Origin of the sequence: Helicobacter pylori (assembly GCF_011140715.1) — a bacterium.
GTDB classification, from domain to species: Bacteria; Campylobacterota; Campylobacteria; order Campylobacterales; family Helicobacteraceae; genus Helicobacter; species Helicobacter pylori_DA.
Map to the genome: position 1 here is coordinate 23,680 of NZ_SFZZ01000083.1, position 22,936 is coordinate 46,615.

At 37.4% G+C, this 22,936-nt stretch carries 19 protein-coding genes; 9 read left to right on the forward strand and 10 right to left on the reverse strand.

Features of this window, described 5'->3' with window-relative positions; all coding sequences use genetic code 11:
* Positions 1–68: 68 nt before the first annotated feature.
* Genes EWZ81_RS08635 through EWZ81_RS08220 form a run of 3 tightly spaced genes read left to right on the forward strand, consistent with a single transcriptional unit; the run spans position 69 to position 5,629 of the window.
* Positions 69–1,484, forward strand: a complete 1,416-nt coding sequence (locus EWZ81_RS08635; protein ID WP_165549639.1) for a DNA methyltransferase — start codon at positions 69–71, stop codon at positions 1,482–1,484.
* Positions 1,468–2,703: a DNA methyltransferase gene (locus tag EWZ81_RS08640; RefSeq protein WP_341846699.1), complete on the forward strand. Its 1,236-nt coding sequence runs from the start codon at positions 1,468–1,470 to the stop codon at positions 2,701–2,703. The genes EWZ81_RS08635 and EWZ81_RS08640 overlap by 17 nt, the downstream gene beginning before the upstream one ends.
* 10 nt (positions 2,704–2,713) lie before the next feature.
* Entirely contained in the window at positions 2,714–5,629 is a 2,916-nt protein-coding gene (locus tag EWZ81_RS08220; RefSeq protein WP_165549626.1) for a DEAD/DEAH box helicase family protein, read from the forward strand.
* 54 nt (positions 5,630–5,683) lie between these two features.
* Here the strand turns inward: EWZ81_RS08220 and mreC are convergent, their stop codons facing one another.
* Genes mreC through fabZ form a run of 5 tightly spaced genes read right to left on the reverse strand, consistent with a single transcriptional unit; the run spans position 5,684 to position 10,156 of the window.
* Positions 5,684–6,430, reverse strand: a complete 747-nt coding sequence (gene mreC, locus EWZ81_RS08225; protein ID WP_165549627.1) for a rod shape-determining protein MreC — start codon at positions 6,428–6,430, stop codon at positions 5,684–5,686.
* A gap of 3 nt (positions 6,431–6,433) precedes the next feature.
* Positions 6,434–7,477, reverse strand: a complete 1,044-nt coding sequence (locus EWZ81_RS08230) for a rod shape-determining protein (RefSeq protein ID WP_000577744.1) — start codon at positions 7,475–7,477, stop codon at positions 6,434–6,436.
* 42 nt (positions 7,478–7,519) lie between these two features.
* Positions 7,520–8,860: an ATP-dependent protease ATP-binding subunit ClpX gene (gene clpX, locus EWZ81_RS08235; protein ID WP_001006283.1), complete on the reverse strand. Its 1,341-nt coding sequence runs from the start codon at positions 8,858–8,860 to the stop codon at positions 7,520–7,522.
* Position 8,861: 1 nt separating this feature from the next.
* Entirely contained in the window at positions 8,862–9,674 is an 813-nt protein-coding gene (lpxA, locus tag EWZ81_RS08240) for an acyl-ACP--UDP-N-acetylglucosamine O-acyltransferase (RefSeq protein WP_165549628.1), read from the reverse strand.
* 2 nt (positions 9,675–9,676) lie between these two features.
* Positions 9,677–10,156, reverse strand: coding sequence for a 3-hydroxyacyl-ACP dehydratase FabZ (fabZ, locus tag EWZ81_RS08245; RefSeq protein ID WP_165549629.1), 480 nt, complete (start codon positions 10,154–10,156; stop codon positions 9,677–9,679).
* A 46-nt stretch (positions 10,157–10,202) separates the two neighbouring features.
* Between fabZ and EWZ81_RS08715 the strand changes: the two genes are divergently transcribed.
* A complete protein-coding gene (locus EWZ81_RS08715) occupies positions 10,203–10,376 on the forward strand; it encodes a flavoprotein oxidoreductase (protein ID WP_341846700.1) in 174 nt (57 codons plus the stop codon).
* Here EWZ81_RS08715 and fliW read toward each other — a convergent pair.
* On the reverse strand, positions 10,337–10,726 hold the full coding sequence (fliW, locus tag EWZ81_RS08250) for a flagellar assembly protein FliW (protein ID WP_001894961.1): 390 nt from the start codon (positions 10,724–10,726) through the stop codon (positions 10,337–10,339). The two genes, EWZ81_RS08715 and fliW, sit on opposite strands and share 40 nt — an antisense overlap.
* Positions 10,727–11,137: 411 nt before the next feature.
* Here fliW and bamD point away from each other — a divergent pair, with 411 nt between their 5' ends.
* The 3 genes from bamD to EWZ81_RS08265 are packed head-to-tail and all read left to right on the forward strand — an operon-like array spanning position 11,138 to position 15,161.
* Positions 11,138–11,800, forward strand: a complete 663-nt coding sequence (gene bamD, locus EWZ81_RS08255) for an outer membrane protein assembly factor BamD (RefSeq protein WP_120884274.1) — start codon at positions 11,138–11,140, stop codon at positions 11,798–11,800.
* Between the two features lie 42 nt (positions 11,801–11,842).
* Positions 11,843–14,332, forward strand: coding sequence for an endopeptidase La (lon, locus tag EWZ81_RS08260; protein WP_165549630.1), 2,490 nt, complete (start codon positions 11,843–11,845; stop codon positions 14,330–14,332).
* A 1-nt stretch (position 14,333) separates the two neighbouring features.
* Positions 14,334–15,161 carry a prephenate dehydrogenase gene (locus EWZ81_RS08265; protein WP_165549631.1) on the forward strand — a complete coding sequence of 276 codons (828 nt, stop codon included), beginning with the start codon at positions 14,334–14,336 and terminating at the stop codon, positions 15,159–15,161.
* A 282-nt stretch (positions 15,162–15,443) separates the two neighbouring features.
* Here EWZ81_RS08265 and EWZ81_RS08270 read toward each other — a convergent pair whose 3' ends face one another.
* From EWZ81_RS08270 to EWZ81_RS08575, 4 genes are all read right to left on the reverse strand, one after another.
* Entirely contained in the window at positions 15,444–16,292 is an 849-nt protein-coding gene (locus EWZ81_RS08270) for a DNA/RNA non-specific endonuclease (protein ID WP_165549632.1), read from the reverse strand.
* A gap of 280 nt (positions 16,293–16,572) precedes the next feature.
* Positions 16,573–18,285: a site-specific DNA-methyltransferase gene (locus EWZ81_RS08275; protein WP_165549633.1), complete on the reverse strand. Its 1,713-nt coding sequence runs from the start codon at positions 18,283–18,285 to the stop codon at positions 16,573–16,575.
* Positions 18,279–20,837: a DEAD/DEAH box helicase family protein gene (locus tag EWZ81_RS08280; protein ID WP_341846702.1), complete on the reverse strand. Its 2,559-nt coding sequence runs from the start codon at positions 20,835–20,837 to the stop codon at positions 18,279–18,281. The genes EWZ81_RS08275 and EWZ81_RS08280 overlap by 7 nt, the downstream gene beginning before the upstream one ends.
* On the reverse strand, positions 20,764–20,922 hold the full coding sequence (locus EWZ81_RS08575) for a type III restriction endonuclease subunit R (protein ID WP_240146763.1): 159 nt from the start codon (positions 20,920–20,922) through the stop codon (positions 20,764–20,766). The genes EWZ81_RS08280 and EWZ81_RS08575 overlap by 74 nt, the downstream gene beginning before the upstream one ends.
* 116 nt (positions 20,923–21,038) lie before the next feature.
* On the opposite strand from EWZ81_RS08575, the gene EWZ81_RS08285 reads away from it, so the two are divergent.
* Both EWZ81_RS08285 and EWZ81_RS08290 read left to right on the forward strand, forming a co-directional pair.
* Positions 21,039–21,887 carry a biotin synthase gene (locus tag EWZ81_RS08285; protein WP_165549634.1) on the forward strand — a complete coding sequence of 283 codons (849 nt, stop codon included), beginning with the start codon at positions 21,039–21,041 and terminating at the stop codon, positions 21,885–21,887.
* Positions 21,887–22,765: a YihY/virulence factor BrkB family protein gene (locus tag EWZ81_RS08290; RefSeq protein ID WP_165549635.1), complete on the forward strand. Its 879-nt coding sequence runs from the start codon at positions 21,887–21,889 to the stop codon at positions 22,763–22,765. Before EWZ81_RS08285 ends, EWZ81_RS08290 begins: the two co-directional genes overlap by 1 nt.
* The last annotated feature ends 171 nt before the right edge of the window (positions 22,766–22,936 follow it).

Sequence of the window (22,936 nt, forward strand, 5' to 3'; positions counted from 1 at the left end):
GGGGTATTGTAGCGCTTAATTAAAGGGCTTTGTTATAATACTTCCTATGTTTTTTAAGGAGCGTGATGATGAAAACGAACGAAGCGCAATTTTATGAAGTTTTAGAAAACCTTTTCATAGGCGTTAAAATTGAAAACAAGCAAGAAAGCCTTTTAGATCCTAGCCCTAAAGCGCTGAAAAATGGCATGATCAACCTCATGAAAGCTAAAAGCCAGTATTACCACCATAAAAAACAAGAATTAAAAAAACTCATTGATTCAAAATGCCAAGACAACAACGATCTCAAAGAAGAATTGTTTGACAAACTCTATAGCTTTTTCAAGCGTTATTTCAGCTCTAATGGAGGGATTTATTTCAACGACACGCCCCTTTATGACAGCCTTTATACCAAAAGCGATTATGAAAAATGCTCCCTTAAAAAAGACACCGCTTTATTTTATAAAACCAAAGATCTTTATTACGTGAAAAGCGAAACGATCTATAAGGATTTTTGCTTTGAATTAGAGGGCATTCTTTTTAATTTTGACACTTCTTTACTAGAAAGCAAAAAGTATAATGAAAAAGTGGATTTAGTCTTCACTTTAAAAGATACAGACACAAAAACTAACACCCTAAATTTTAGCGTTACTCTTAGCAGCAAGGGGAATCAAACAAAAACGAATGAAATCCTAAAAGAATGCTCCAATCAAGGCGTCAAACTTGATGAAGAAATCTTAAAAAAAGCGTTTGTGAAATTCAAAAAGCAAGGCAGCATGGATTATTTCATCCATAAAAACGCGCAAGGGTTTTTAAAAGAGCAATTGGATTTGTATCTGTTTGAATACCTTTTTAAAGAAATGACCGCATTTGATGCTAAACGCCTTAATGAGATCAACACCATTAAGGAAGTGGCGTTGCAAGTGATTGTATTAGTGAGCGAATTTGAAAACGAACTTTGTAAGATTTGGAACAAACCCCGCTTTGTAATCAACTCGCATTTCATCGTAAGCCTAGACAAACTCAAAGCTAAAAATTACGATTTGAACAAGATCACAAGCCACCCAAACTACCCCAAACAAGTTAAAGAATGGCAAGACTTGAATTTAAAAACCGCAGACAATCTTTTAGAAAACGAGTTTTTGCCCCTAGACACCCTTTATTTTAAAGATTTAGAAGAAGAGGTTAAAAGCTTATTCAATGAAAATGAAATCAACGGCACGCTCATTAAAAGCGAAAACTACCAAGCCCTAAACTCCCTTAAAAACCGCTATAAAGAAGCCATTGATTGCATTTATATTGATCCGCCTTACAACACGCAAAACAACGAATTTGTTTATGCGGATAATTTCAAGCGCTCCAGCTGGCTCGCTATGATGGAAAACCGCCTGGAGCTTGCGCACGCTCTATTGAGTGATAAAGGCGTGATGTTTGTGAGCATTGATGATAACGAACAGGCTTATTGTAAAGCTTTAATGGACGAAGTGTTTAATGGGGGGGGGGGGTGATAACTTTGTAAATTGCTTATCAGTAAAATTGAAAAATATTGCAGGTGCGAGTGGTGGCGGAGAAGATAAAAGAATTAAAAAAAATATAGAATATGTTTTGATTTATGCTAAAAATTATGAAATATTAAATGTTTTTAATCCTGTTTATGATTCAAGAGAGTTGTATTCTCATATTTCTTTTTGTAATGAAAATAATATTAGTTGGAAATATAATTCCATTTTAATTGACAAAGGAGATAAAAAGCTTTTAGGGGTTACTTATGATGGTAATGGAGATGAAATTAAAATCTATGAAAGGTCAAACTACATAATCAAATCCATTAAACAAGTAGCACAAGATGAAAATTTAACAGAAAAAGAAATTTATTATAAATATATCAATCTAATCTTCAGAACTACAATGCCCCAAAGCTCAATTAGAGTGAGAGTTTTAGAAAAATTAAAAGAATTAAAACTTAACCCTTACCTTATTTCAATAGAATATACACCAAAGAGTGGTAAAAATAAAGGTATTGTCTATGAACAATTTTATAATGGTGATAAATTAAACCTGTTTGCTTGGTTGCTTGATGTTGTAAAAATTGAACCCAAACAAATCTTAAAGCAAGAACTTATAGGGACTTTATGGGATTTTGCTTTTTCTATGACAAATTTAACAAAAGAAAGTGGGATACCATTTCCAAACGGACAAAAACCCGAAGCCCTACTCCAACGCATTTTAGAAATTTCCACAAAAGAAAACGATCTCGTGTGTGATTTTTTTGCCGGGAGCGGGACGACTTGCGCAGTGGCACACAAGTTGAAAAGGAAGTATATCGGTATTGAAATGGGGGAGCATTTTGATAGCGTGATTTTGCCACGCCTTAAAAAGGTTATAGGCGGTTTTAAAAGCGGCGTGCTTAAAGAATTTAATGGAGGTGGGGTGGTGAAAGTTTATGCGTTAGAAAGCTATGAAGAGATTTTAAGAAAAATCAAGTATGAAGACAACGACAAACCCCTAGCTTATGAGGAACAATACAGCGATTTAGTGGAATGCAAAAACGAGTCTTACACGCTCAATGTAGAAGCGCTAGAAAAAATGGGCGTGGATATTAAAGAGACTTTAGAAAATTTACACGGCGTTGGAGTGGAGTTTTTCAACGAAAAAGTGGTGAAATTTAAAGGGAATGATAAAGAAGTAGAGATCTTAAAAGCCTTAAAAGAAGCGCTCATTTGGTAAGGAGAAAATCATGGCAAAGAAAAAAGATTTAACCACCGATAATGAAATTTTTGTCGCTCAAAAACTCGCTGAAGACGAATTGAACGCTAACGAGATTAACGAGCCATTAGAAATGCTAGACTTTAAAAGCTTTGATAGTCATAAGGAGCTTTTAGATTACCAACAGCAAGCTTTAATCAACGCTTTTAGAATGCTTGTTGCTTATTTTAGGGATTTCAAAGAAAATAAAAAAGAATTTTATGCGTTTTATCAAAAACATTATTCATTCGCCAATTGCGATTTCGCTAAAAAGAAACTCAATCCTTTGTTAAAGAGCCATTTTAAGGTGGAAAATCATTGCGTAAAATTTGAAAATTTTATCAACCGCTTAGCCTTTTACATGGCCACAGGGAGCGGTAAAACGATTGTCATTATTAAGCTTGTAGAGCTTTTAAGCGTGGCTATAAGAATGGGTTTAATCCCTAAGAAAAATATCATGTTTTTTAGCGCGAACGAGCATTTGATCAAGCAATTTGAAAAAGAAATTGAAAAATACAACCGGGGTAAGGACTATTTTAAACAAATTGATTTCAAAAGCCTTAAAAGCGTTACCAATAAAGATTTTCATCACGCTCCAAAAGGTTCTTTCATAGAAAAAATCGCTCTTTTTTATTACCGCGCGGATTTAATGAGCGATGAAGAAAGCAAGGAAAACCTTTTAAATTATAAGGATTGTTGGGATAATGGGGAAAATTATGTGATTTTAGATGAAGCGCATAAGGGGAACAAGACTGAAAGCAAAAGACAGGCTATTTTTAGTCTGTTATCTCAAAAAGGGTTTTTATTCAATTTCAGTGCCACTTTCACCGAAGAGAGCGATCTCATCACTGCGGTGTATAATTTGAGCGTGGGCGAGTGGGTGAAGCTTGGCTATGGTAAAGAGTCTGTTTTATTGAAGAAAAACAATTTAAACGCTTTTAAGGAATTGAAAGATTTAAACGATAGGGAAAAAGAAATCGCGCTTTTAAAAGCGTTATTGCTTTTAGGCATGCAAAAACGCTATAAAGTAGAAAGCTATTTTCATGACCCTTTAATGCTCGTGTTCACGCATTCTGTGAACGTGGAAAACAGCGATGCGGAAATCTTTTTTAAAACTTTAGCACGCGTGATTGAAAACGACGATGAGAGCGATTTTTTAAAGGCTAAAGACGATTTATTGGAGGAATTAAGGGTTCCGGAATTTCTTTTTAGCGGCAACAAAGATAAAGATAAAAAATATAAAATTGAGGTTTTTAAAGAGAGTTTAAAGGGCATGGATTTTAAAGGCTTAAAAGAAGCCGTTTTTTATGCCAATAACGGGTATATTGAAGTCATCATTAACCCTAAAAACAACCAAGAAATCGCTTTCAAGCTCAACACAAGCGATAAAGTCTTTTGCTTGATTAGAATAGGCGATATTACCGAATGGATCCGTGAAAAATTAAAGAGCGTGAAGGTGGTGAGTAAGAATTTGAGCTTTAAAGAAGAGAGCTATTTCAGCCAGATTGATAAGAGCAGTATCAATATTTTAGTGGGGTCTCGCGCTTTTGATACCGGGTGGGATAGCACAAGGCCTAGCGTGATTTTATTTTTAAATATAGGGCTTGATGATGACGCTAAAAAGCTGGTGAAACAATCTTTTGGCAGGGGCGTAAGGATTGAAAGCGTCAAAAACCAACGCCAAAGGTTGGCGTATTTAGACATAGATGAAGCCGTTAAAGAAAAGTTGAAACCAAACGCTGCAATGCTAGAAACGCTTTTTGTGATACCCACCAACCATGCAAGCCTTGAAGCGATTTTAAAGTTCCAAAAAGAGAGCGAAAATAAGGGTGAGAATAGAGGCTCATGGCGTGAAATCAAATTAGAAAAAACGCCCATAAAACACGCCTTATTCGTGCCTTACTACCGAAAAGAACAAACAAGCATTCTTAAACTTCCTGAAAGCGCTTCGTTTAAAATGAGCGAAAAAAATTTTAAGGATTTAAAAGAGTATTTTCATTTAATGAGCGAAAAACATTTTATTTTAAAGCATGAAATTTATAACCCTAAAGATTACGAGCTGTTAAAAGAAATGATACAAACAGCGCATTTTAAAAAGGTATCAACTTGGCATTATAAAGATTTAGATCACATGATTTCTGAAATTAAAGGCAAGCTATACCCCAATCAAAAAGTGCCTAAAGACGAGTTTAACGCCCTAGATAATGAGAAAATCGTGCATTTTAAAAGGGTTAAAGTTAAGGCAGATAAAAAAGAAAAATTGATTCAAACCATCCAAGAAGTGAAAGAGTATGCGCCTTTGGATAAAGAAACTTTAAGAACAAAAATCGCACAAGGCGAGATCGATCCTTATGATACAGAAAAACACAAACAAGACAGAACATTCAAAGTTGATGGCGCCGAGCTGTTAAAACTCAAAGAGCATTACTACACCCCTTTAATTAAAGCCAAAAACTGCGATTGGCTTAAGCATGTGGTTAAAGTAAAGAGCGAGAGCGATTTTTTAGAAGAGTTGTTAAAGATTACAGAAATGCTGCAAGAAAACTATGATTTTTGGGCGTTCAGCAAGATTGATGAGTATTTAGACAATTTGTTTATCCCCTATATAGACAACGGCGCTACAGAAAGGCGCTTTTTCCCTGATTTTATCTTTTGGCTAGAAAAGAGCGGCACGCAGATCATTTGCTTCATTGATCCTAAAGGGAGCAAACACACTGATTACGAACATAAAGCAGATGCGTATCAACTTTTTAAAGATAAAATTTTTAACCCCAAAAACGATCCCAATCTCAAAATCAAAGTGGTTTTAAAATTTTATGGGGATAAGGATGATGTGGGGGAGCGTTATAGGGATCTTTGGATTGAAAAAGGGAAACTAGAATATTTTTTTCTGGATTTAAAGGATTAGCCTGATTTCATTGAAAGGGGTTAAAAACGCGCTTGAATAGCCTTGAATAGAGTGCTAGTTTTTCACATCGCTTAAAAACACATGCCTTAAAAGTTTGGCTTCGCTTAAAAAAGCGTTTTTCAATACCGCGCTTTTATAAGTGTAATGATCTTCAATGCTTGAAACTTCACCCACAAACACCCCCGCTCCAAAAATCCCATCTAGCCCGCTCGTTAGCACTTGATCGCCTATGTTGATTTCAGCGCTTGGGACAATGAAATCCACGACTAATTCTTGCCTAAAATTAGATCCTATAAAGCCTAACACTTGATTTTTGCCTACCATCACGCTATAAGCGCACCGCTTGTGGGCGTTCAAAAACCCGTTCAAGCGCCCTTTTTCTAACACCGCAATGCCTATGGCTTGATTGTGAGAGACAAGGCCATAAATCTTGTTTTCTTCTAAATTCACAATAGGGTTGAGAGAAACGCTGTGCGTGTCTTCTAAACTGATGAATGAAGTCATAAAAGTGGGGGTATAAGTCATTTTTGGATTTTCTAAAGGATAGACGCTACTCAAACGCTCTTTCAAATCGGCGTTTTCTAGTTTTAAAGCTTCTAAAATCAAGCGTTCTTTTTGAAATTCCTTAATGTTTTGGGCTTGAAAAAAATACGCTTGAATGTTGTCTAATAAGCTGTTTTTAGCGCTCATCAAGGCGTTTTTAATCCGGTCGCTGATATAAGAAGAACTGCCTTTAATGTCTAAAAAATAAAAAATAAGAAAAATCCCTAAAAGCCAAAGGAATTTAAAATAAAAGCGCATGCATTATTCACTAAAACCCACACGGCTGAGTAAATCCAAATCTTGTATGGCTTCCCCTGTGCCTTTGGCTACCGCTAATAAAGGCTCATCGCCCACATACACAGGGAGTTTTACCATATCGCTTAAATACTTGTCTAATCCCTTAATCAAAGCCCCACCGCCGGTAAGCACCACGCCATTTTGCACAATATCTTTCGCTAAATCCGGCTTCACCTCTTCAAGCACGCTCCTTAAAGCGCTAGAGATTTCTCTCACCTGATCTTTAATGGCTTCAAACACATCATCGGAACTCAATTCAATCGTGTGCAACAGCCCGCTCACTTGATCCCTCCCTGACACTTCCATCGTGAGAGGCGGATCTAGTTTGATCGCACAACCGATTTCAATTTTAATCTCTTCGCCGGTGCGCTCCCCTATCAATAAATTGAATTTCTTGCGGATGTATTCCACGATGCTTTGATCCAATTTATCCCCAGCCACTCTAATGCTTTTAGAAATGACTAACCCCCCAAGACTGATCACGCCAATTTCAGTCGTGCCTCCGCCAATATCTACAATCAAACTCCCTTGCGGCTCTTTGACTGGCAAGCCTGCCCCGATCGCGGCTGCCATAGGCTCTTCAATCAAAAAGACTTCTCTAGCCCCAGCACTCAAAGCGCTCTCTTTAACCGCATTCCTTTCCACGCTCGTCAATCCATAAGGCACGCACACCATGATGCGCGGGCGGATCCATGTTTTTCGTTTGTGCGCTTTTTCAATAAAGTAACGGATCATTTTAGCGGTAATGTCATAATCGGCAATCACGCCATCTTTCATGGGGCGAATCGCTCTGATGCTGTTAGGGGTTTTGCCTAGCATTTCTTTAGCCTCGCTCCCCACTGCCAAAATATCATAAGCTTTAGAATCAAACAATCCCATGCGCACCGCCACAATAGAAGGCTCATTGATAATAATGCCCTGCCCTTTGACTAACACGATCGTGTTAGCCGTGCCTAAATCTATGGCAATATCATGCGAAAACAAACCGATCAATTTGCTAAAAATCATGCCCTTTCTAATCCTTTATCGTTAAATTTATAAGCGTGTCCCTTAAGGAAGAATTTTAGAATGCGTTTTAGCAATGATCAAAGGTTCAGCCTGTTTTAAAACACAATCTTTAGTGATACGCACTTCCGATCCCTTAAGCTTGGGTAAATCAAACATAATATCCAAACAAAAATCTTCAATGATCGCCCTTAAGCCCCTAGCCCCGGTTTTTCGCTCTAATGCGAGTTTGGCGATTTCTTTAATGGCTTCTTCTTCAAAAATCAAATCCACTTCATCCATTTTGAAAAGCTGCTGGTATTGCTTGATGAGAGCATTTTTAGGTTTTTGTAAAATATCCACCATCGCTTCCAAACTGATGCTATCTAGTGTGCTTAAAACCGGCAAACGGCCAATAAGCTCAGGGATAAGCCCATAAGTTACCAAGTCATGGGTTTGGACTAAATGCAAGATCGCTTCTTGCTCTTTTTTGCTCATCTTTTCTTGAGTGAAACCCAACACATTCTGCGTGGTGCGTTTTTTAATGATTTCAGCTAACCCGTCAAACGCCCCGGCGCAAATGAATAAAATATCGCTCGTGTCAATTTGAATGAAATTGCCCTCAGGGTGCTTTCTGCCGCCTTTAGGGGGGATATTCACTAAAGAGCCTTCAACGATTTTCAATAACGCTTGCTGAACGCCCTCGCCAGAAACGTCTCTAGTGATGGAGCGGTTTTCTGACAAACGGCTGATTTTATCAATCTCATCAATAAACACAATGCCTTTTTGGGCTTTTTGGACATTCCAATCGCTCGCTTGCAACAATCTTGTGAGGATATTTTCCACATCTTCGCCCACATAACCTGCTTCAGTCAAGCTAGTCGCATCGCTAATGGCGATAGGAATATCCAAATGCTTGGCGAGAGTTTGCGCCATTAAAGTCTTGCCTGAACCTGTAGGGCCGATCAGTAAAATATTAGACTTGCTCAACTCCACTTCTTCTAAATGCTCCAACTCCACATTGCTGTCTTGGTTGTCTTGTTTTTTGAGTTTTTCTTTAAAAGATAAGCGTTTGTAATGGTTATACACGGCTACGGAAAAAACCTTTTTAGCCTGCTCTTGCCCTATCACATAATTGTCTAAAACCGCCTTAAGCTCTTTAGGGGCTGGAATGTGAGAGAGTAAAAACTCTTCTTCATATGCGCTGGATTCCATTCGCCTCAATCGGTCTCTTTTGAGTGCTAATAAAGAATTGTCGTATTTGTGCAATTCCCCATGCATCACATCTATACAATATTCGCACACGCACACATCTTTATTCAGGTTGCTCGCAAAAATAATGCGGCGTTTTTTGGGATCTCTGGATTCTGGTTTTTTGCAAAAACTGCAATAAAGCGTTTCGTTCATGTTATTCCTCTTGTTTTTCTTCGCTAGAATATTCGCTTGACTTATACGCCACGCCCCTAGAACTCTCTAAAATAAAAGAGCAAATCTCTTTCACAAAAGGGTTATTAGCATGCTCTTCTAATTCTAATTTAGCGCTCTCTCTTAAAGAGGGGACAGGGCTAAACAACCTTTTATAAAGCGCATGGATGAAATCAATGTCCTTGCTTTCTAATAATTGGCGCATCCGGTGGCGGTTTAACCCCCTAATAAAAGCGCGATTGCCCTCTACGGTGCAATAAGGCGGCACGTCTTTGCCTAAAGCGCTCTTACCGGCTATCATGCACCCTTTAGCGATACGCACAAACTGATGGATTGCGGTAAGACCGCCGATATTGACATAATCGCCTATTTCAATATGCCCTGCTAAAGTTACGCCATTAGCCAAAATGCAATGATTACCGATCACGCAATCATGGGCGACATGCACATAAGCCATGAGCAGGTTTTTATCCCCAATAAGGGTTTTTTTAATCCCCCCTTCAGTGCCGGGATTTATCATGCAAAATTCACGAATAAGGTTGTCTTCTCCAACAACCAATTCGCTGTATTCGCCCTTGTATTTTAAATCTTGAGGCTGTGTGCCTAGCACGGCAAAAGGGAAAATTTCAGTGTTTTTCCCGATGAAAGTATGCCCTTGTAAGGTTACATTGTTGTGGAGTTTCACGCCTTCATCTAGCTTGACGCCATCTCCAATCACGCAAAATTCCCCAATCTCTACGCCCTTATTAATCTCTGCTTTAGGAGAGATAATGGCTGTTTTTGCAATCTTACTCATTTTTATTCTCTCTCTGCGATCATGGCTTTCAATTCGGCTTCAGCGACCACTTTGCCATCCACTTGAGCCGTGCCACCCACTTGCCAGATCATGCCTTTATGCTTTAAGACTTCTAAATGGTATTCCAATCTGTCGCCTGGGGTTACGGGAATGCGGAATTTAACCTTATCAATCGTCATGAAATACACGATTTTTGTTTTGGCTATTTCAGGGTCAAACCCCCACAAGCTAGTGAAAGCTAAAAACCCTCCGCTTTGCGCCATGCCCTCTACGATCAAAACGCCCGGGAAAATGGGCTTATTAGGGAAATGCCCATTAAACACGTCTTCATTAAAAGTGATATTCTTATAAGCGACAATTTTTTTATTGGCTTGTAACTCTGTAATTCTATCCACTAAGAGCATGGGATAGCGGTGAGGTAGAATTTGTAAGATATGCTCTATAAAAAATTGAGATTGTAAGTTTGGATGGCTTTGTTCCATAAAATAAACTCCTTGTTTTGGTTCAACTAAAGCGCTATTTTTAGCGTTGGTTATTCTAAAAAATAACCGCTATTATACCATAAGAAAACCGCTCGCTTGCATTTGCAAAAACACCAATGCATTGCACCATAAGCTTAAAGAAACGCTTTATTCAGATACCACTCATGCACCGCTTATGCATCATTCATGCGTGTGGCTTAGAATATTCTCTCTTAAATGATAGTGTGGGTATTTGTTGGAATCCAAAACCACTTGCCCCATGAGCTGCTTGTCCAAATTGAAAATTAAAGGGGCTAAATAATTCACGGTGGAAAGCTCAATGGGGGTTTGAACGACCATGATATTAGCGACTAGAACGCTCTTGGCTCCCTCTAATTCTAAAAGGATTTTTAAGGGGGTAGGCACTTCAAATTCGTATTTTCTTAAAGCAAAGGGATTGACCAGCGTGAAAGACACCACGGAATTGTCTTCTGCACTATTCAAACGCAAAAAGATTTCATCAATCTTTTGCAAGTGCATTTTATGAATGGTTTCAAACCCTAATATAGGCGCTTTCACATCAAAAATCATAGGCGATTGCATTCCCTTTAAAAAAGCACAAAATCTTCTCCTTAAAGAATAAAAGACCGCCTTAAAACCAGCGCTCAATGATTTCTAAACTAAAAATCTGTATTATATCAAACAATTTTGGTAAAATCAATTTTTGCTAGTTTTGGGTATAATCCCAATAACTTAACCATGATGGAAGTTTAACTGAATCATTATAAAATATAACAAGGAGCAAGAAATGAGCAAGATAAAACCACAAATCAAGAAAAATAATCCTAGCAAATCTAATTATAGTAATGGGTGGTGCCCGGTGTGTATGATTGGAGAAATGGTCTTTAAAATATACAACGGAATTAAGAAAGCGAATAAAAAATAAATTTGAGCGTGATGAAAGTTATTTTTAAAAAATTTAATCTTTACAAGATAGGTGGCATGCGTTTAAAACATTTTAAAACATTTTTCTTGATCACAATGGCAATTCTTGTGATAGGCACCGGTTGCGCGAACAAAAAGAAAAAAAAAGACGAATACAACAAACCGGCGATCTTTTGGTATCAAGGGATTTTGAGAGAAATCCTTTTTGCTAATTTAGAAACAGCGGACAATTACTATTCTTCTTTACAAAGCGAACACATCAATTCCCCCCTTGTCCCAGAGGCCATGCTAGCTTTAGGGCAAGCGCACATGAAAAAGAAAGAGTATGTTTTAGCGTCTTTTTACTTTGATGAATACATCAAGCGCTTTGGGACTAAGGACAATGTGGATTATTTGACCTTTCTAAAATTGCAATCGCATTATTACGCTTTTAAAAACCATTCTAAAGACCAGGAATTTATCTCTAATTCTATTGTGAGTTTGGGCGAATTTATAGAAAAATACCCTAACAGCCGTTACCGCCCCTATGTAGAATACATGCAAATCAAATTCATTTTAGGGCAAAATGAGCTCAATCGCGCGATCGCGAATGTCTATAAAAAACGCCACAAGCCTGAGGGCGTGAAACGCTATTTAGAAAGGATAGATGAGACTTTAGAAAAAGAGACTAAACCCAAACCATCGCACATGCCTTGGTATGTGTTAATTTTTGATTGGTAGGATATTTCAAAACCATACAAATTTATAACAGAGAGATGAAAAATGACTGAAGATTTTCCTAAAATTCTGCCTTTATTGGTAGAAGAAGACACTTTTTTATACCCCTTTATGATAGCCCCTATTTTTTTGCAAAATAACGCGAGCATTAAGGCGGTGGCTTACGCTAAAAACAACAAATCATTAGTCTTTATTGCATGCCAAAAAGACAAATTGAACGATAATGAAGCCCCTTATTATGATGTGGGGGTGATAGGTTCGGTGATGCGTGAAGCCAACATGCCTAATGGGCGCGTGAAATTGCTCTTTAATGGCATCGCTAAGGGGCGTATTTTAGAGCCTGCCAAAGAAAACGAGCAAGGCTTTTTAGAAGCTCAAATAAGCCCTATTGAATATTTAGAATACGATAAAGAAAACATTCAAGCGATCGTGGAAGTCTTAAAAGAAAAGGTGATCACTCTAGCCAATGTCAGCTCACTCTTTCCTCCGGATTTGATCAAGGCTTTAGAAGACAATGACGATCCTAACCGCATCGCTGATTTAATCGCAGCGGCCTTGCATTTGAAAAAAGATCAAGCGTATTTTCTTTTTGCCAACAACAACACCGAGCAGCGCTTGTTGGATTTGATTGATATTGTGATAGAAGAGACTAAAACCCAAAAACTCCAAAAAGAAATCAAGTCCAAAGTCCATCAAAAAATGGAGCAAACCAATAAGGAATATTTCTTAAAAGAGCAGCTCAAACAAATCCAAAAAGAGCTTGGCACAGACAAACAGCGAGATGAAGATTTAAACCAATACTACCAAAAACTAGAAAGCATCAAGCCTTTTTTGAAAGAAGAAGCGTTTAAGGAAATCAAAAAGCAAATTGACCGACTGAGCCGAACCCATGCGGATAGCTCTGATAGCGCGACTTTACAAAATTACATTGAAACCATGTTAGATGTGCCTTTTGGGCAATATGAAAAAAAAGTGCTTGACATTAAGCATGTCAAAGAGCAACTAGATAACGATCATTATTCCTTAAAAAGGCCTAAAGAGCGTATTGTAGAATACTTTGCCACCATGCAGCTTTTAGAAATGCGCCACAAGAAAAAACCAGAAAAAAAAGACAAAACTAAAGGCACGATTTTATGCTTTTATGGGCCTCCTGGCGTGGGTAAAACGAGTTTGGCTAATTCCATCGCTAAAGCGATAGAGCGCCCTTTGGTTCGGATCGCTTTAGGGGGCTTAGAAGATGTGAATGAACTAAGAGGGCACAGGCGCACTTATATAGGCTCCATGCCTGGGCGCATTGTCCAAGGGCTTATTGAAGCTAAAAAGATGAATCCGGTCATGGTTTTAGATGAAATTGATAAGGTGGATCGGAGCGTTAGGGGCGATCCAGCGAGCGCTTTATTAGAGATCTTAGACCCTGAGCAAAATACCGCTTTTAGGGATCATTACGCGAATTTCAGCATTGATTTGTCGCAAGTGATTTTTATCGCTACCGCTAATAATATTGACAGGATCCCAGCTCCTTTAAGAGACAGAATGGAATTTATCAGCGTGTCCAGCTACACGCCTAGCGAAAAAGAAGAGATCGCTAAAAACTACCTCATCCCCCAAGAATTAGAAAAGCACGCCTTAAAGCCTAGCGAAGTGGATATTAGCCATGAGTGTTTGAAACTCATTATTGAAAAATACACCAGAGAAGCGGGCGTTAGGGATTTACGAAGACAGATCGCAACGATTATGCGTAAAGCGGCTTTAAAATACCTAGAAGATAACCCACACAAAAAAGGGCGGACCAAAAAAGGCGAAGATAAAAAAGGCGGAAATGAAGAAAACGAAAAAAGAGGTGAGAGTAAAGATTTTTGCGTCTCTATCACGCCTGATAACCTTAAAGAGTATTTAGAACGCATGGTGTTTGAAATTGACCCCATAGATGAAGAAAATAAAATCGGTATCGTCAATGGTTTGGCATGGACTCCAGTGGGCGGTGATGTGCTTAAAATTGAAGCGGTCAAGATCAGGGGTAAGGGGGAATTGAAACTCACCGGGAGTTTGGGCGACGTGATGAAAGAATCCGCCATTATTGCCTTTTCTGTTGTCAAAGTCTTGTTGGATAACGAAACCTTAAAAGCACCCAAAATCCCTAGCGAGGCCGATGCAGAGAATAAGAAAAAGAAAAAAGCGCTGAAAGTTTATAGTGCTTATGATTTGCACTTGCATGTCCCTGAGGGGGCTACGCCCAAAGACGGCCCAAGCGCTGGGATCGCTATGGCGAGCGTGATGGCGAGCATTTTATGCGACAGGGCTACAAGAAGCGAAGTGGCAATGACGGGCGAATTGACTTTGAGCGGGGAAGTTTTACCCATAGGAGGGTTGAAAGAAAAATTGATCGCCGCTTTTAAAGCCGGCATTAAAACCGCTCTCATTCCCGTTAAAAATTACGAAAGGGATTTAGACGAGATCCCTGCTGAAGTGCGAGAGAATTTAAACATCGTTGCGGTGAAAAACATCGCTGAAGTGTTAGAAAAAACCTTACTTTAGAATGAAAGCAGGCATTATTGGTTTAGGGCTTATGGGGGGGAGTTTAGGGCTAGCCTTACAAGAATGGGGGCGTTTTAAAAGCGTTATAGGCTATGATCACAACGCTTTGCATGCTAAATTGGCTTTGACTTTGGGGCTTGTAGATGAGTGCGTGGAATTTGAAAAGATTTTAGAATGCGATGTGATTTTTTTAGCCATTCCAGTTGAGGGCATCATTGAATGTTTGAAAAAAATGACTCCCGTTAAAAAAAGTGCAACGATTATTGATTTAGGGGGGGCAAAAGCGCAAATCATTCGCAATATCCCTAAAAGCATCCGTCAAAATTTCATCGCCGCGCACCCCATGTGCGGGACAGAGTTTTATGGCCCTAAAGCGAGCGTTAAGGGGCTGTATAAAAACGCTTTGGTGATATTGTGCGATTTAGAAGATTCAGGGACCAAGCAAGTAGAGATCGCTAAAGAAATCTTTTTAGGCATTAAAGCGCGCTTGATTAAAATGAAATCTAGCGAGCATGACACCCATGTGGCTTATATCAGCCATTTACCCCATGTTTTGAGCTACGCTCTAGCCAATAGCGTTTTAAAGCAAAACGATCCAGAGGTGATTTTATCCTTAGCGGGTGGGGGTTTTAGGGATATGAGCCGTTTGTCTAAAAGCTCGCCTTTAATGTGGAAAGATATTTTCAAACAAAACCGAGACAATGTCTTAGAAGCGATTAAAAAATGCGAAAAAGAAATCGCACAAGCTAAGGCTTGGATAGAAAATAACGATTATGAAAGCCTTGCAGAATGGATGGCGCAAGCGAACAAGCTCCAGGAGTTCATGTAAAATAATTTAAAATTTTGTATATTGTTGTTTTTAGGGTTGCATGGATAGATGGATAGCATGGATTTACCCAGCAAACCAGCAAACAACCATAAGAGATTATCTTAAACCCAGATCTATTGTTGTGTTTGCCATAATTGTAATAATAATTCATCTCATTCCTCCAACGCCTATAAAACCCTTATCGCTTCCAACAAAAAACCAATTTTAGCCGTTTAGGGATTTGATTTCTTAAACCTTTTTATCAAAGACACCGGTGTTTTTACGGGCATTTTAAGGGCGGTTTTAATACTTCTTAGCGTTGTTAAGATACTTAGGCAATTCATTCAACTCAGTGTTTTTATTGTTCTTAAAAACCACCTGCTTTTCAACCCGCTCATATTCTTTACAATCTTTTCTCATTTCTTGTAAGGGATAGTTTTGGTTGTCATTAGGGATATAAAAGCATTCGCTTTTAGCGTTTTCATAGCTGTCCGTTAGGCTTGTATCATAGTGGTACCAAAATCCGCTAGGGATAGCGATATTCTTAGAACTAAAGGTTCTATAACCCTGCTTGATGATGGTGAGTTCTTCTACTAAAACTTGATGGTATTTCTTAGCCAAATTACGGCCCTCTTTTTCCACTAATAAAACAGAATGCCTGTTGGTGTTTTTGGCTTCAGGGGTGATATTAGTCATTCTGTAAGTCTCTCTTAAAGGGTTAGAGGCAAAATCAAAAGAAGCGTCATTCGCCACAAAATGCCCCCTATCAAAACCGCTTCTGGTGTAATCTTGTGTAACGGCTTGTTGATACTCCGCTAATCGTGTGTCCGGCTTAAACTCATAGCGTTTTTCAATATTGTTTTTATCCACTAAATCCCCAAACAACACGCTCACGCCATAAATAGGGTTTTTTAACTCGCTAGAATAACACACCGAATAGAAGTTATTTTTTAAGACCTTACAATCAATGTTAGTGAGAATGCCATTAGTATAGGTCTTAGTGGGGTTAGTGCTATTGGCTTGATCCTTGATTTCATTAAGCTTTTTAGTGGTGTAGCTGTTAATAGCCTTAGTGAAATTATCCAACATGTCCGCTTGGAGCCAACTCATAGCGATCAGGCTAAAACAGAGCCAGTTTTTAAAAATTTTCATGTTTCACTCCCTTTTTTGATTGGCTTGAATACTACAACAATATTTTTAATAGTTTATTTTTAAGGATCTTTTTTATTTTATAGCGAGTTTGTAGCGAGCGGATGCTTACTGCTAGCGGATTAGTTATCCTTATGTCAAACAAAGCTAAAATTTTTTAACCCAAGCGTTTTAAATTCCTCTAGCTTTTAAACTATATTGTTTATTCTATATTGTTTATTTTTGCCCACTAAATAGGCGTAGCGTTTTGATGCGTTAAGTGGTGCATGTTGAATGATCAAACTTAAGAATAAAAAATTTCATTGTATTTTTTAGTGCTTTCATCTATCCCCCATGCGTCTTCGTCAATATCGCCCAAGTTCAAATAATCTTCGTTAGAGTCAAAAAGAGTGCAATAAATCCTTTTTTGCTCATTGAGAGCTAAATTTTGGAACTCTTCGCTATCAATTTCATCAATCTTACAATCGGTGCGTTTTAGAAAACGCTCGCTAAGATCGTTAAAGATTTTTAGGCATTCGCTCTTACTTTTAGCGTTAAGGATTTGTTTTTTAATTTCTAAATTCACTTCTTTCAATTCAGCATAGACAAAACTCCCGCCCCCTTTAAAATCGCATTTTTTAGAAATGCCCCCTTGCTCGCCCTCTATGACTTTTTTTAACCTTTCTTTGGTGATCGTTTCTATATAGTCCATTTGCTCGATGCCAATGTAGCGGCGTTTCATTTTGTGCGCCACCGCACAAGTTGTCCCGCTCCCAGCAAAAAAATCTAACACGAGATCGTTTTCGTTGGTAGAAACCTCTAAAATTCTTTGGATTAAACTTTCTGGTTTTTGACCTTTAAAATTTTCGTCATCAATTGCTATAGTTTCATCAACTCTTGAAACTGAACTATCAATAGCAATTGAATTTAATTTATCCCACTTATTACTATTCCATGTATCTTCTAATGGATATTTTTCACCTCTATTTTCATGATTTATAAAAGTTAAAAAATCATCTACTTTTTCTTGTGGAAAAGAAAATTTTTTAAACGCATTTTGCACTTCATTTTTTGTTAATAGCTGTAAAAAATCTTTATTTTCTATATAAGTCTTATTAAAAAGATAATTATCACTTTTAGAATAAAATAAAATTGTATCATGGTTTCTTATATATTTTTTTGCAGCCGTTTTGTAGCCCGATAAAAAACCCATTCTCCATATAATTTCACTTCTGAAATTTTCTCGTTTAAAAATTTCGTCCATTAACACCTTACAATAATGCACTTCATTATAATCTAAATTAATATAAATACTCCCATCATCGCTTAAAAATTCCCTAGCCGCTTCAAGCCTGTTTTTCATAAACACTAGCCAAGAGCTGTGGTTGAAATTATCGTTGTAATTAAAGCTGTCATTACCGGTATTATAAGGGGGGTCAATGTAGATGCATTTCACTTGTTTAGCGAATTTCTTTTTTAAAGAATGAAGAGCGATCAAATTATTGCCTTTGATAAGGTAGTTTGTGTTCTTGTCTTTTAAAGCGCTTTCTAAATCGCCTTCTCCATGCATTTCAAAACGGCACAACGCTTTTTTATTTAAAAGCGTGTCAATTTCTTTTTTATGCAATATTTCATGGTAAAAAAGCTCGTTAGATTTGGTGTTGTTATCTTTAGCGTTACCCAGTAAAACATTGTCTTTAAAAGGGAAATTCAAAACGACTAACTCGCTGGATTTTATCAAACCCCCTTGCGAAAATAAGCCTATTTTATTTTTAAATCGTGTGAAAGATTTTTCTAATTCTTTTGTTTCTAAACATTCCAATAACGCTTTTTCATTGAATACGAGCGAATTAGCGATCGTTTTAAAAAAGTGTTTTTTATAGTCGTTAGCGTTTTCATGCTCAAGCATGAAAGTTAAAAGCTTTTCATCATGTTGTAAGATTAAAGTAACTAATCGTTCTTTAGTGAAATGGTTGATTAAAGCGTCTAGTAGGGTTTTGAGTGGGGTTTTTAACATTCTTTGTCCTTAAAAGTTTGATGGAAAGCTTCAACAAATTCTGCGTTTAGCGTTCTGTTGTTGTTTGTGAAAGTGAAAAACGGCAAGCCTTTTAAATTGAGTTTTTTGTTATGGCTTTTAAGCGTGGCGTTTTCTAGCATTTCTAAAAATTCTTCTTTCCAAGCGTTAGAAGGCTCTAAATGTTCGCCTTTAGCTTCCATATAACAAGTGAAGCCTAAAAATCCATCTTCATGCGTTTGGGCAAAAAGGATAAAATCCGGCTCAAAACCTTGCGCGTAAAAAGGGCTATTTTCTATATTGCAAAAAACTTTTAATTCAGCGAAATGGTCATTCCTTAAAACGCACCATTCTTTGAATTTCTTGTCTAAAGCCTCTTTATTATCATTGATGAAATCTAAAAAATCCTTTTCTAAATCGCTGTCTAGTTTTCTCATGTCTTTAAAAAGCAGCCATTCATAAAAGGGAATGTCTTTTTCCAATTCGCTAGCGCTAAGGCTTTTATTATGCGTTTCAAATTCTTTCAATTCTAACGCGCTCACCTCGTATTTATCTTGCTCTTTTAAAAGCGTGTCTTTTAAGTTTTCAATGATATAAACAGCGAGTTTTAAAAGGATTTTGCTATCGTCAAACTTTTGGTTTTTATGAAAGTTTGTTTTTAATGGAGAAATATATTGCTCTATAAATCCCACTTTATTGTTAAAGGGATGTTTTTTAAAGGCTTTTTTAAGCGTTTTGAAATCCAGGTTTTTTAAATTAAGGGCTTTTAAAAAATAATTTAGGGGGATTTTATCCAAGGTGTGGGGTATATAATAAGTTCTATCGCCTTTATTTTCTTCTTTAAAATCCACTTGCTTTTCACGCACGCCAAAAGCAAATAAGGGGACATGCAAACTTTTGAGTGTGGCTTCAACAAGGTCTGAATAATCCATATTGAATAAGTTTTTCTTTTTGTCTTTTGTGTTGCTCGCATAGTAGCATTTGAAACGCTTGGTAGGCGTTAAAGGGATAGTTGTTTTTTCCTTTTCAATGAATCCTAATCCTAACTCTCGTAATTCTTCTTTTAATTTAGCGATAAACTCGCTGTCATAAATGGCATGGTAGTCTAACCTTTCTAACGCGCTTAAGGGGTTAGAAAGATCAAACTTGCGTTGGTAAAACTCTATTTGGCTTGGTTTTAAATCGTTATAGCTAAAGGGGTAGTATCTCGCTCCTCGCCCTATGAGCTGGGCGTCTTTGGTGGTGTCTTTTTGACTCGCTTTATTTTTAAGCCTGACAATGTCAAACAAATTTAACACATCCCAGCCTTCATTGAGCTTATCCACGCTAAAAATCACCCTTTTAGGGTTGTCTCTGTCTTCTAGGGAGTTCAATAAAAGCATGCTCTTTTCTAATTCTTTTTCGTTATTGGTGTTAATCTGGGTGCTTTTTTTGAATTTCGTTTGCAATAATGCGGTAAGGTTAGGGGTGTAATGTTGCTTGTCAAAAAAGTTTTTAGCGTCTTTAAAAAAATCGTTGCAGCTGTGATTGAAAAAATTTTCTAAATCTAAAGGGCTTAAATTTTCTAAAAAGGCGTTGAAGCGCTCTTGATTTTCTTTACTATCTTCAATCCTCTCGCTTTTAAACAAAATGCATGGTTTAAAGTTTTCAATATTATGGTGTTGGGCTAATAATTCTTTATACAAACTTGAAACGCATGCCCCTAAAAAGCGCGTTTCTAATTCTTTATTTTCATAAGAAAGGGAGTAGATGTTTTTGCAAAATTTATCCTCGCTAAATTCTTTTAAGGTGTAAGTGATCACCTTTAAGTTTTTATATTTGTCTTCAACGCTTTTTTCATTGGGGATAGTGGCGCTAAATTCTAGCAATAAATTGTCCTTATTTTGTTCTAGCGCTAATTTCACAACGCTTTCCCAGTTGCGTTTTTCACTGGATTCTGCATCGCTTAATTTCTTTTTAGTCTCTGTGTTTAAATGGTGCGCTTCATCCGCTAAAAAAACTAATTTTTGATCTTTTAAATTCTCTATGCTGATAGCGTTTTCTTTAGCTTTAGTGAATAATGAAAACAAGCCTTGAATGGTGCTAAAATAAATATTGATAGCGCTTGCTTGGCTCTCGTTTAAATTATTGATGCTTTTAATTTCTATATTTTCATCATTGATATTGATATTTTCACTAAAAAGGTATTTTGATGAGGCGCTGTCTGTAAAATTCAATTTCGTTTTTTCTAAAATGCTGGTGCTGTTTACAAAAAAGATGAAGTTTTGATAGCCTTGCTTGTAGCATTCTAAAATCAAAGCCGCCATCACTAAGGTTTTGCCGCTACCGGTTGCCATTTCAAACATGAAATGCTTTTGAGTGGGGTTAGATTGGCGTTTTTCTAAATAACTATATATCGCTTGCTTTTGGTAATCTCTAAGCTCTTTTTTTAAATTACTGGTGATGTGGGTGGGTAGCTCTATTTCTTTATTATTGGGCGCGTTATTGGGTGTGCGATCTTTTATTGCTGATTGGGGGGGGGGGGGAACCTTGAGTGAATAAATCTTGCATAAAATCCCTTAATGAAAAAGTGAGAAAATTATAGCGTAAAGTTTTGAGATTGACTTTAGAGGCGCTAGCAAACAATTGAATTAAAATCAAATAAAGTTTTAGCTTTAATATTTAATGGAATAAAGCCCTTAAAATCAAAAGCGCTTCTTTTTCTTTGCTATAATCAGTCTAAAAAAACCAACTTTTTTAAAAACAAAGGAATGATTATGCAAGAGATTTTTTTATGTTCTATTTCCAATGTGCGCAGTGGGGATTGCAAAGAAGATTGCGCTTATTGCACGCAAAGCTCACACCATCAAGGAGCGATCAAGCGCTATAAATTTAAAGATGAAAAAGTGGTTTTACAAGAAGCTAGAGCGTTAAGGGAATTGGGGGCTTTAGGGTTTTGTCTGGTTACTTCAGGGCGCGAATTAGACGATGAAAAATGCGAATACATCGCTAAATTAGCAAAAGCCATCAATCAAGAAGAATTGGGCTTGCATCTAATCGCATGCTGCGGGCGCGCGGATTTGGAGCAATTAGAGTTTTTAAGAGATGCGGGCATTCATAGCTATAACCACAATTTAGAGACTTCGCAAAATTTTTTCCCTAAAATTTGTTCCACGCACACATGGGAAGAAAGGTTTATCACATGCGAAAACGCATTAAGGGCGGGGTTAGGCTTGTGCAGTGGGGGGATTTTTGGGCTTAATGAGAGCTGGGAAGATCGGATTGAAATGCTCAGGGCGTTAGCTTCACTCTCCCCGCACACCACGCCGATTAATTTTTTCATTAAAAACCCGGTATTGCCCATTAATACAGAGACTTTAAGCACGGATGAAGCCCTAGAATGCGTGCTTTTGGCTAAAGAGTTTTTGCCTAATGCTAGGCTTATGGTGGCTGGGGGGCGTGAAGTGGTGTTTAAAGATAACGACAAACAGGAAGCCAAGCTTTTTGAATACGGCATCAATGCGGTGGTGTTAGGGGATTATTTGACCACCAAAGGCAAAGCCCCTAAAAAAGATATAGAAAAACTGCTCTCTTATGGCTTGACAATGGCGACAAGCTGTCATTAATGAGAGAACTTTTTAAAAGCGTTAGAGGGTTTTTGCACCTTCTTAGAATGATTTTCCCCGAGTGCTTTCAAAACGCCTTTTTGGGCTTGAGCGAATTGTTTTACTACGCTTCCAGCTTGAGTTTTTATACGATTTTGTCTCTATCGCCCATTTTGTTGTTTGTGTTTAGTCTTTTTGTGTCTCATTACATGCAAGCACACAGCGGTGAAATGGAAGCCTTGATTTTCCCTAACGCCCCTAAACTCATTGGCGCGATTAAGGATTTTTTAGAAAATTTTAAAAAAACAGACATGACTTTAGGCACGCTTGAAGAGGTGTCTATTGTGGTGGCGTTGGTGCTTTTTTGTGAAAACTACCGCTCCATCGCGTCAAAAATTTTTGATGCAAAGCCCAGAGATTATGTGCATTTTAAGGGTAAAGAAATCTTTTTATTTTGGGGTTTTGGCACGACTTTAGTGTTTTTATTCGCTCTGCCTTTGGTGGTGTTTTTTGATATTAAGATCCAAGTGTTTTTTGAAGATAAAGATTCAAATTTGTTGCATGTTTTAAGATGGATAGGCACTTATGCGTTTTTTTTGATCCTTTTTACCATTCCCACGAATAAGGTGTTTAAACATTATTTTTGGGTGTTTTTATGGGTGTTTTTTACGAGCGTTTCTTGGCATGTGCTGAAATGGGCTTTCACTTATTATGTGCTGTATAATCGCACTTACCATGAGCTTTATGGGAGCGTTTCTATTTTGTGGTTTTTGATGAGCTGGGTGTATGTGAGCTGGCTTGTGATTTTAATTGGCATGTATGGGTGCAAGGTGTGTGATGCATTCGATCCTAAAGAAGTGTTTAAGAAATTTTTAGGCTTTTTTAAAAAAGAAACTTGATGAAAAAAGTTTTCTTTTAGATCGGTTCTAAAAATCTAAACACAAACCCCACAACACCCCAAACTAAAACAATTTAAAAACAAAAGAAATAAAAAACAACACCAGCGGAAGAATTAAAGAATTAAAGAATTAAAGAATTAAAGAATTAAAGAATTAAAGAATTAAAGAATT

What these genes read in the sequence shown, in the direction of transcription:
- EWZ81_RS08635 (WP_165549639.1), top strand. Translation starts at nt 69, where the DNA reads ATGAAAACGAACGAAGCGCAATTTTATGAAGTTTTAGAAAACCTTTTC.
- EWZ81_RS08640 (WP_341846699.1), top strand. Translation starts at nt 1,468, where the DNA reads ATGGGGGGGGGGGGTGATAACTTTGTAAATTGCTTATCAGTAAAATTG.
- EWZ81_RS08220 (WP_165549626.1), top strand. Translation starts at nt 2,714, where the DNA reads ATGGCAAAGAAAAAAGATTTAACCACCGATAATGAAATTTTTGTCGCT.
- mreC (WP_165549627.1), bottom strand. Translation starts at nt 6,430, where the DNA reads ATGCGCTTTTATTTTAAATTCCTTTGGCTTTTAGGGATTTTTCTTATT.
- EWZ81_RS08230 (WP_000577744.1), bottom strand. Translation starts at nt 7,477, where the DNA reads ATGATTTTTAGCAAATTGATCGGTTTGTTTTCGCATGATATTGCCATA.
- clpX (WP_001006283.1), bottom strand. Translation starts at nt 8,860, where the DNA reads ATGAACGAAACGCTTTATTGCAGTTTTTGCAAAAAACCAGAATCCAGA.
- lpxA (WP_165549628.1), bottom strand. Translation starts at nt 9,674, where the DNA reads ATGAGTAAGATTGCAAAAACAGCCATTATCTCTCCTAAAGCAGAGATT.
- fabZ (WP_165549629.1), bottom strand. Translation starts at nt 10,156, where the DNA reads ATGGAACAAAGCCATCCAAACTTACAATCTCAATTTTTTATAGAGCAT.
- fliW (WP_001894961.1), bottom strand. Translation starts at nt 10,726, where the DNA reads ATGATTTTTGATGTGAAAGCGCCTATATTAGGGTTTGAAACCATTCAT.
- bamD (WP_120884274.1), top strand. Translation starts at nt 11,138, where the DNA reads ATGCGTTTAAAACATTTTAAAACATTTTTCTTGATCACAATGGCAATT.
- lon (WP_165549630.1), top strand. Translation starts at nt 11,843, where the DNA reads ATGACTGAAGATTTTCCTAAAATTCTGCCTTTATTGGTAGAAGAAGAC.
- EWZ81_RS08265 (WP_165549631.1), top strand. Translation starts at nt 14,334, where the DNA reads ATGAAAGCAGGCATTATTGGTTTAGGGCTTATGGGGGGGAGTTTAGGG.
- EWZ81_RS08270 (WP_165549632.1), bottom strand. Translation starts at nt 16,292, where the DNA reads ATGAAAATTTTTAAAAACTGGCTCTGTTTTAGCCTGATCGCTATGAGT.
- EWZ81_RS08275 (WP_165549633.1), bottom strand. Translation starts at nt 18,285, where the DNA reads ATGTTAAAAACCCCACTCAAAACCCTACTAGACGCTTTAATCAACCAT.
- EWZ81_RS08285 (WP_165549634.1), top strand. Translation starts at nt 21,039, where the DNA reads ATGCAAGAGATTTTTTTATGTTCTATTTCCAATGTGCGCAGTGGGGAT.
- EWZ81_RS08290 (WP_165549635.1), top strand. Translation starts at nt 21,887, where the DNA reads ATGAGAGAACTTTTTAAAAGCGTTAGAGGGTTTTTGCACCTTCTTAGA.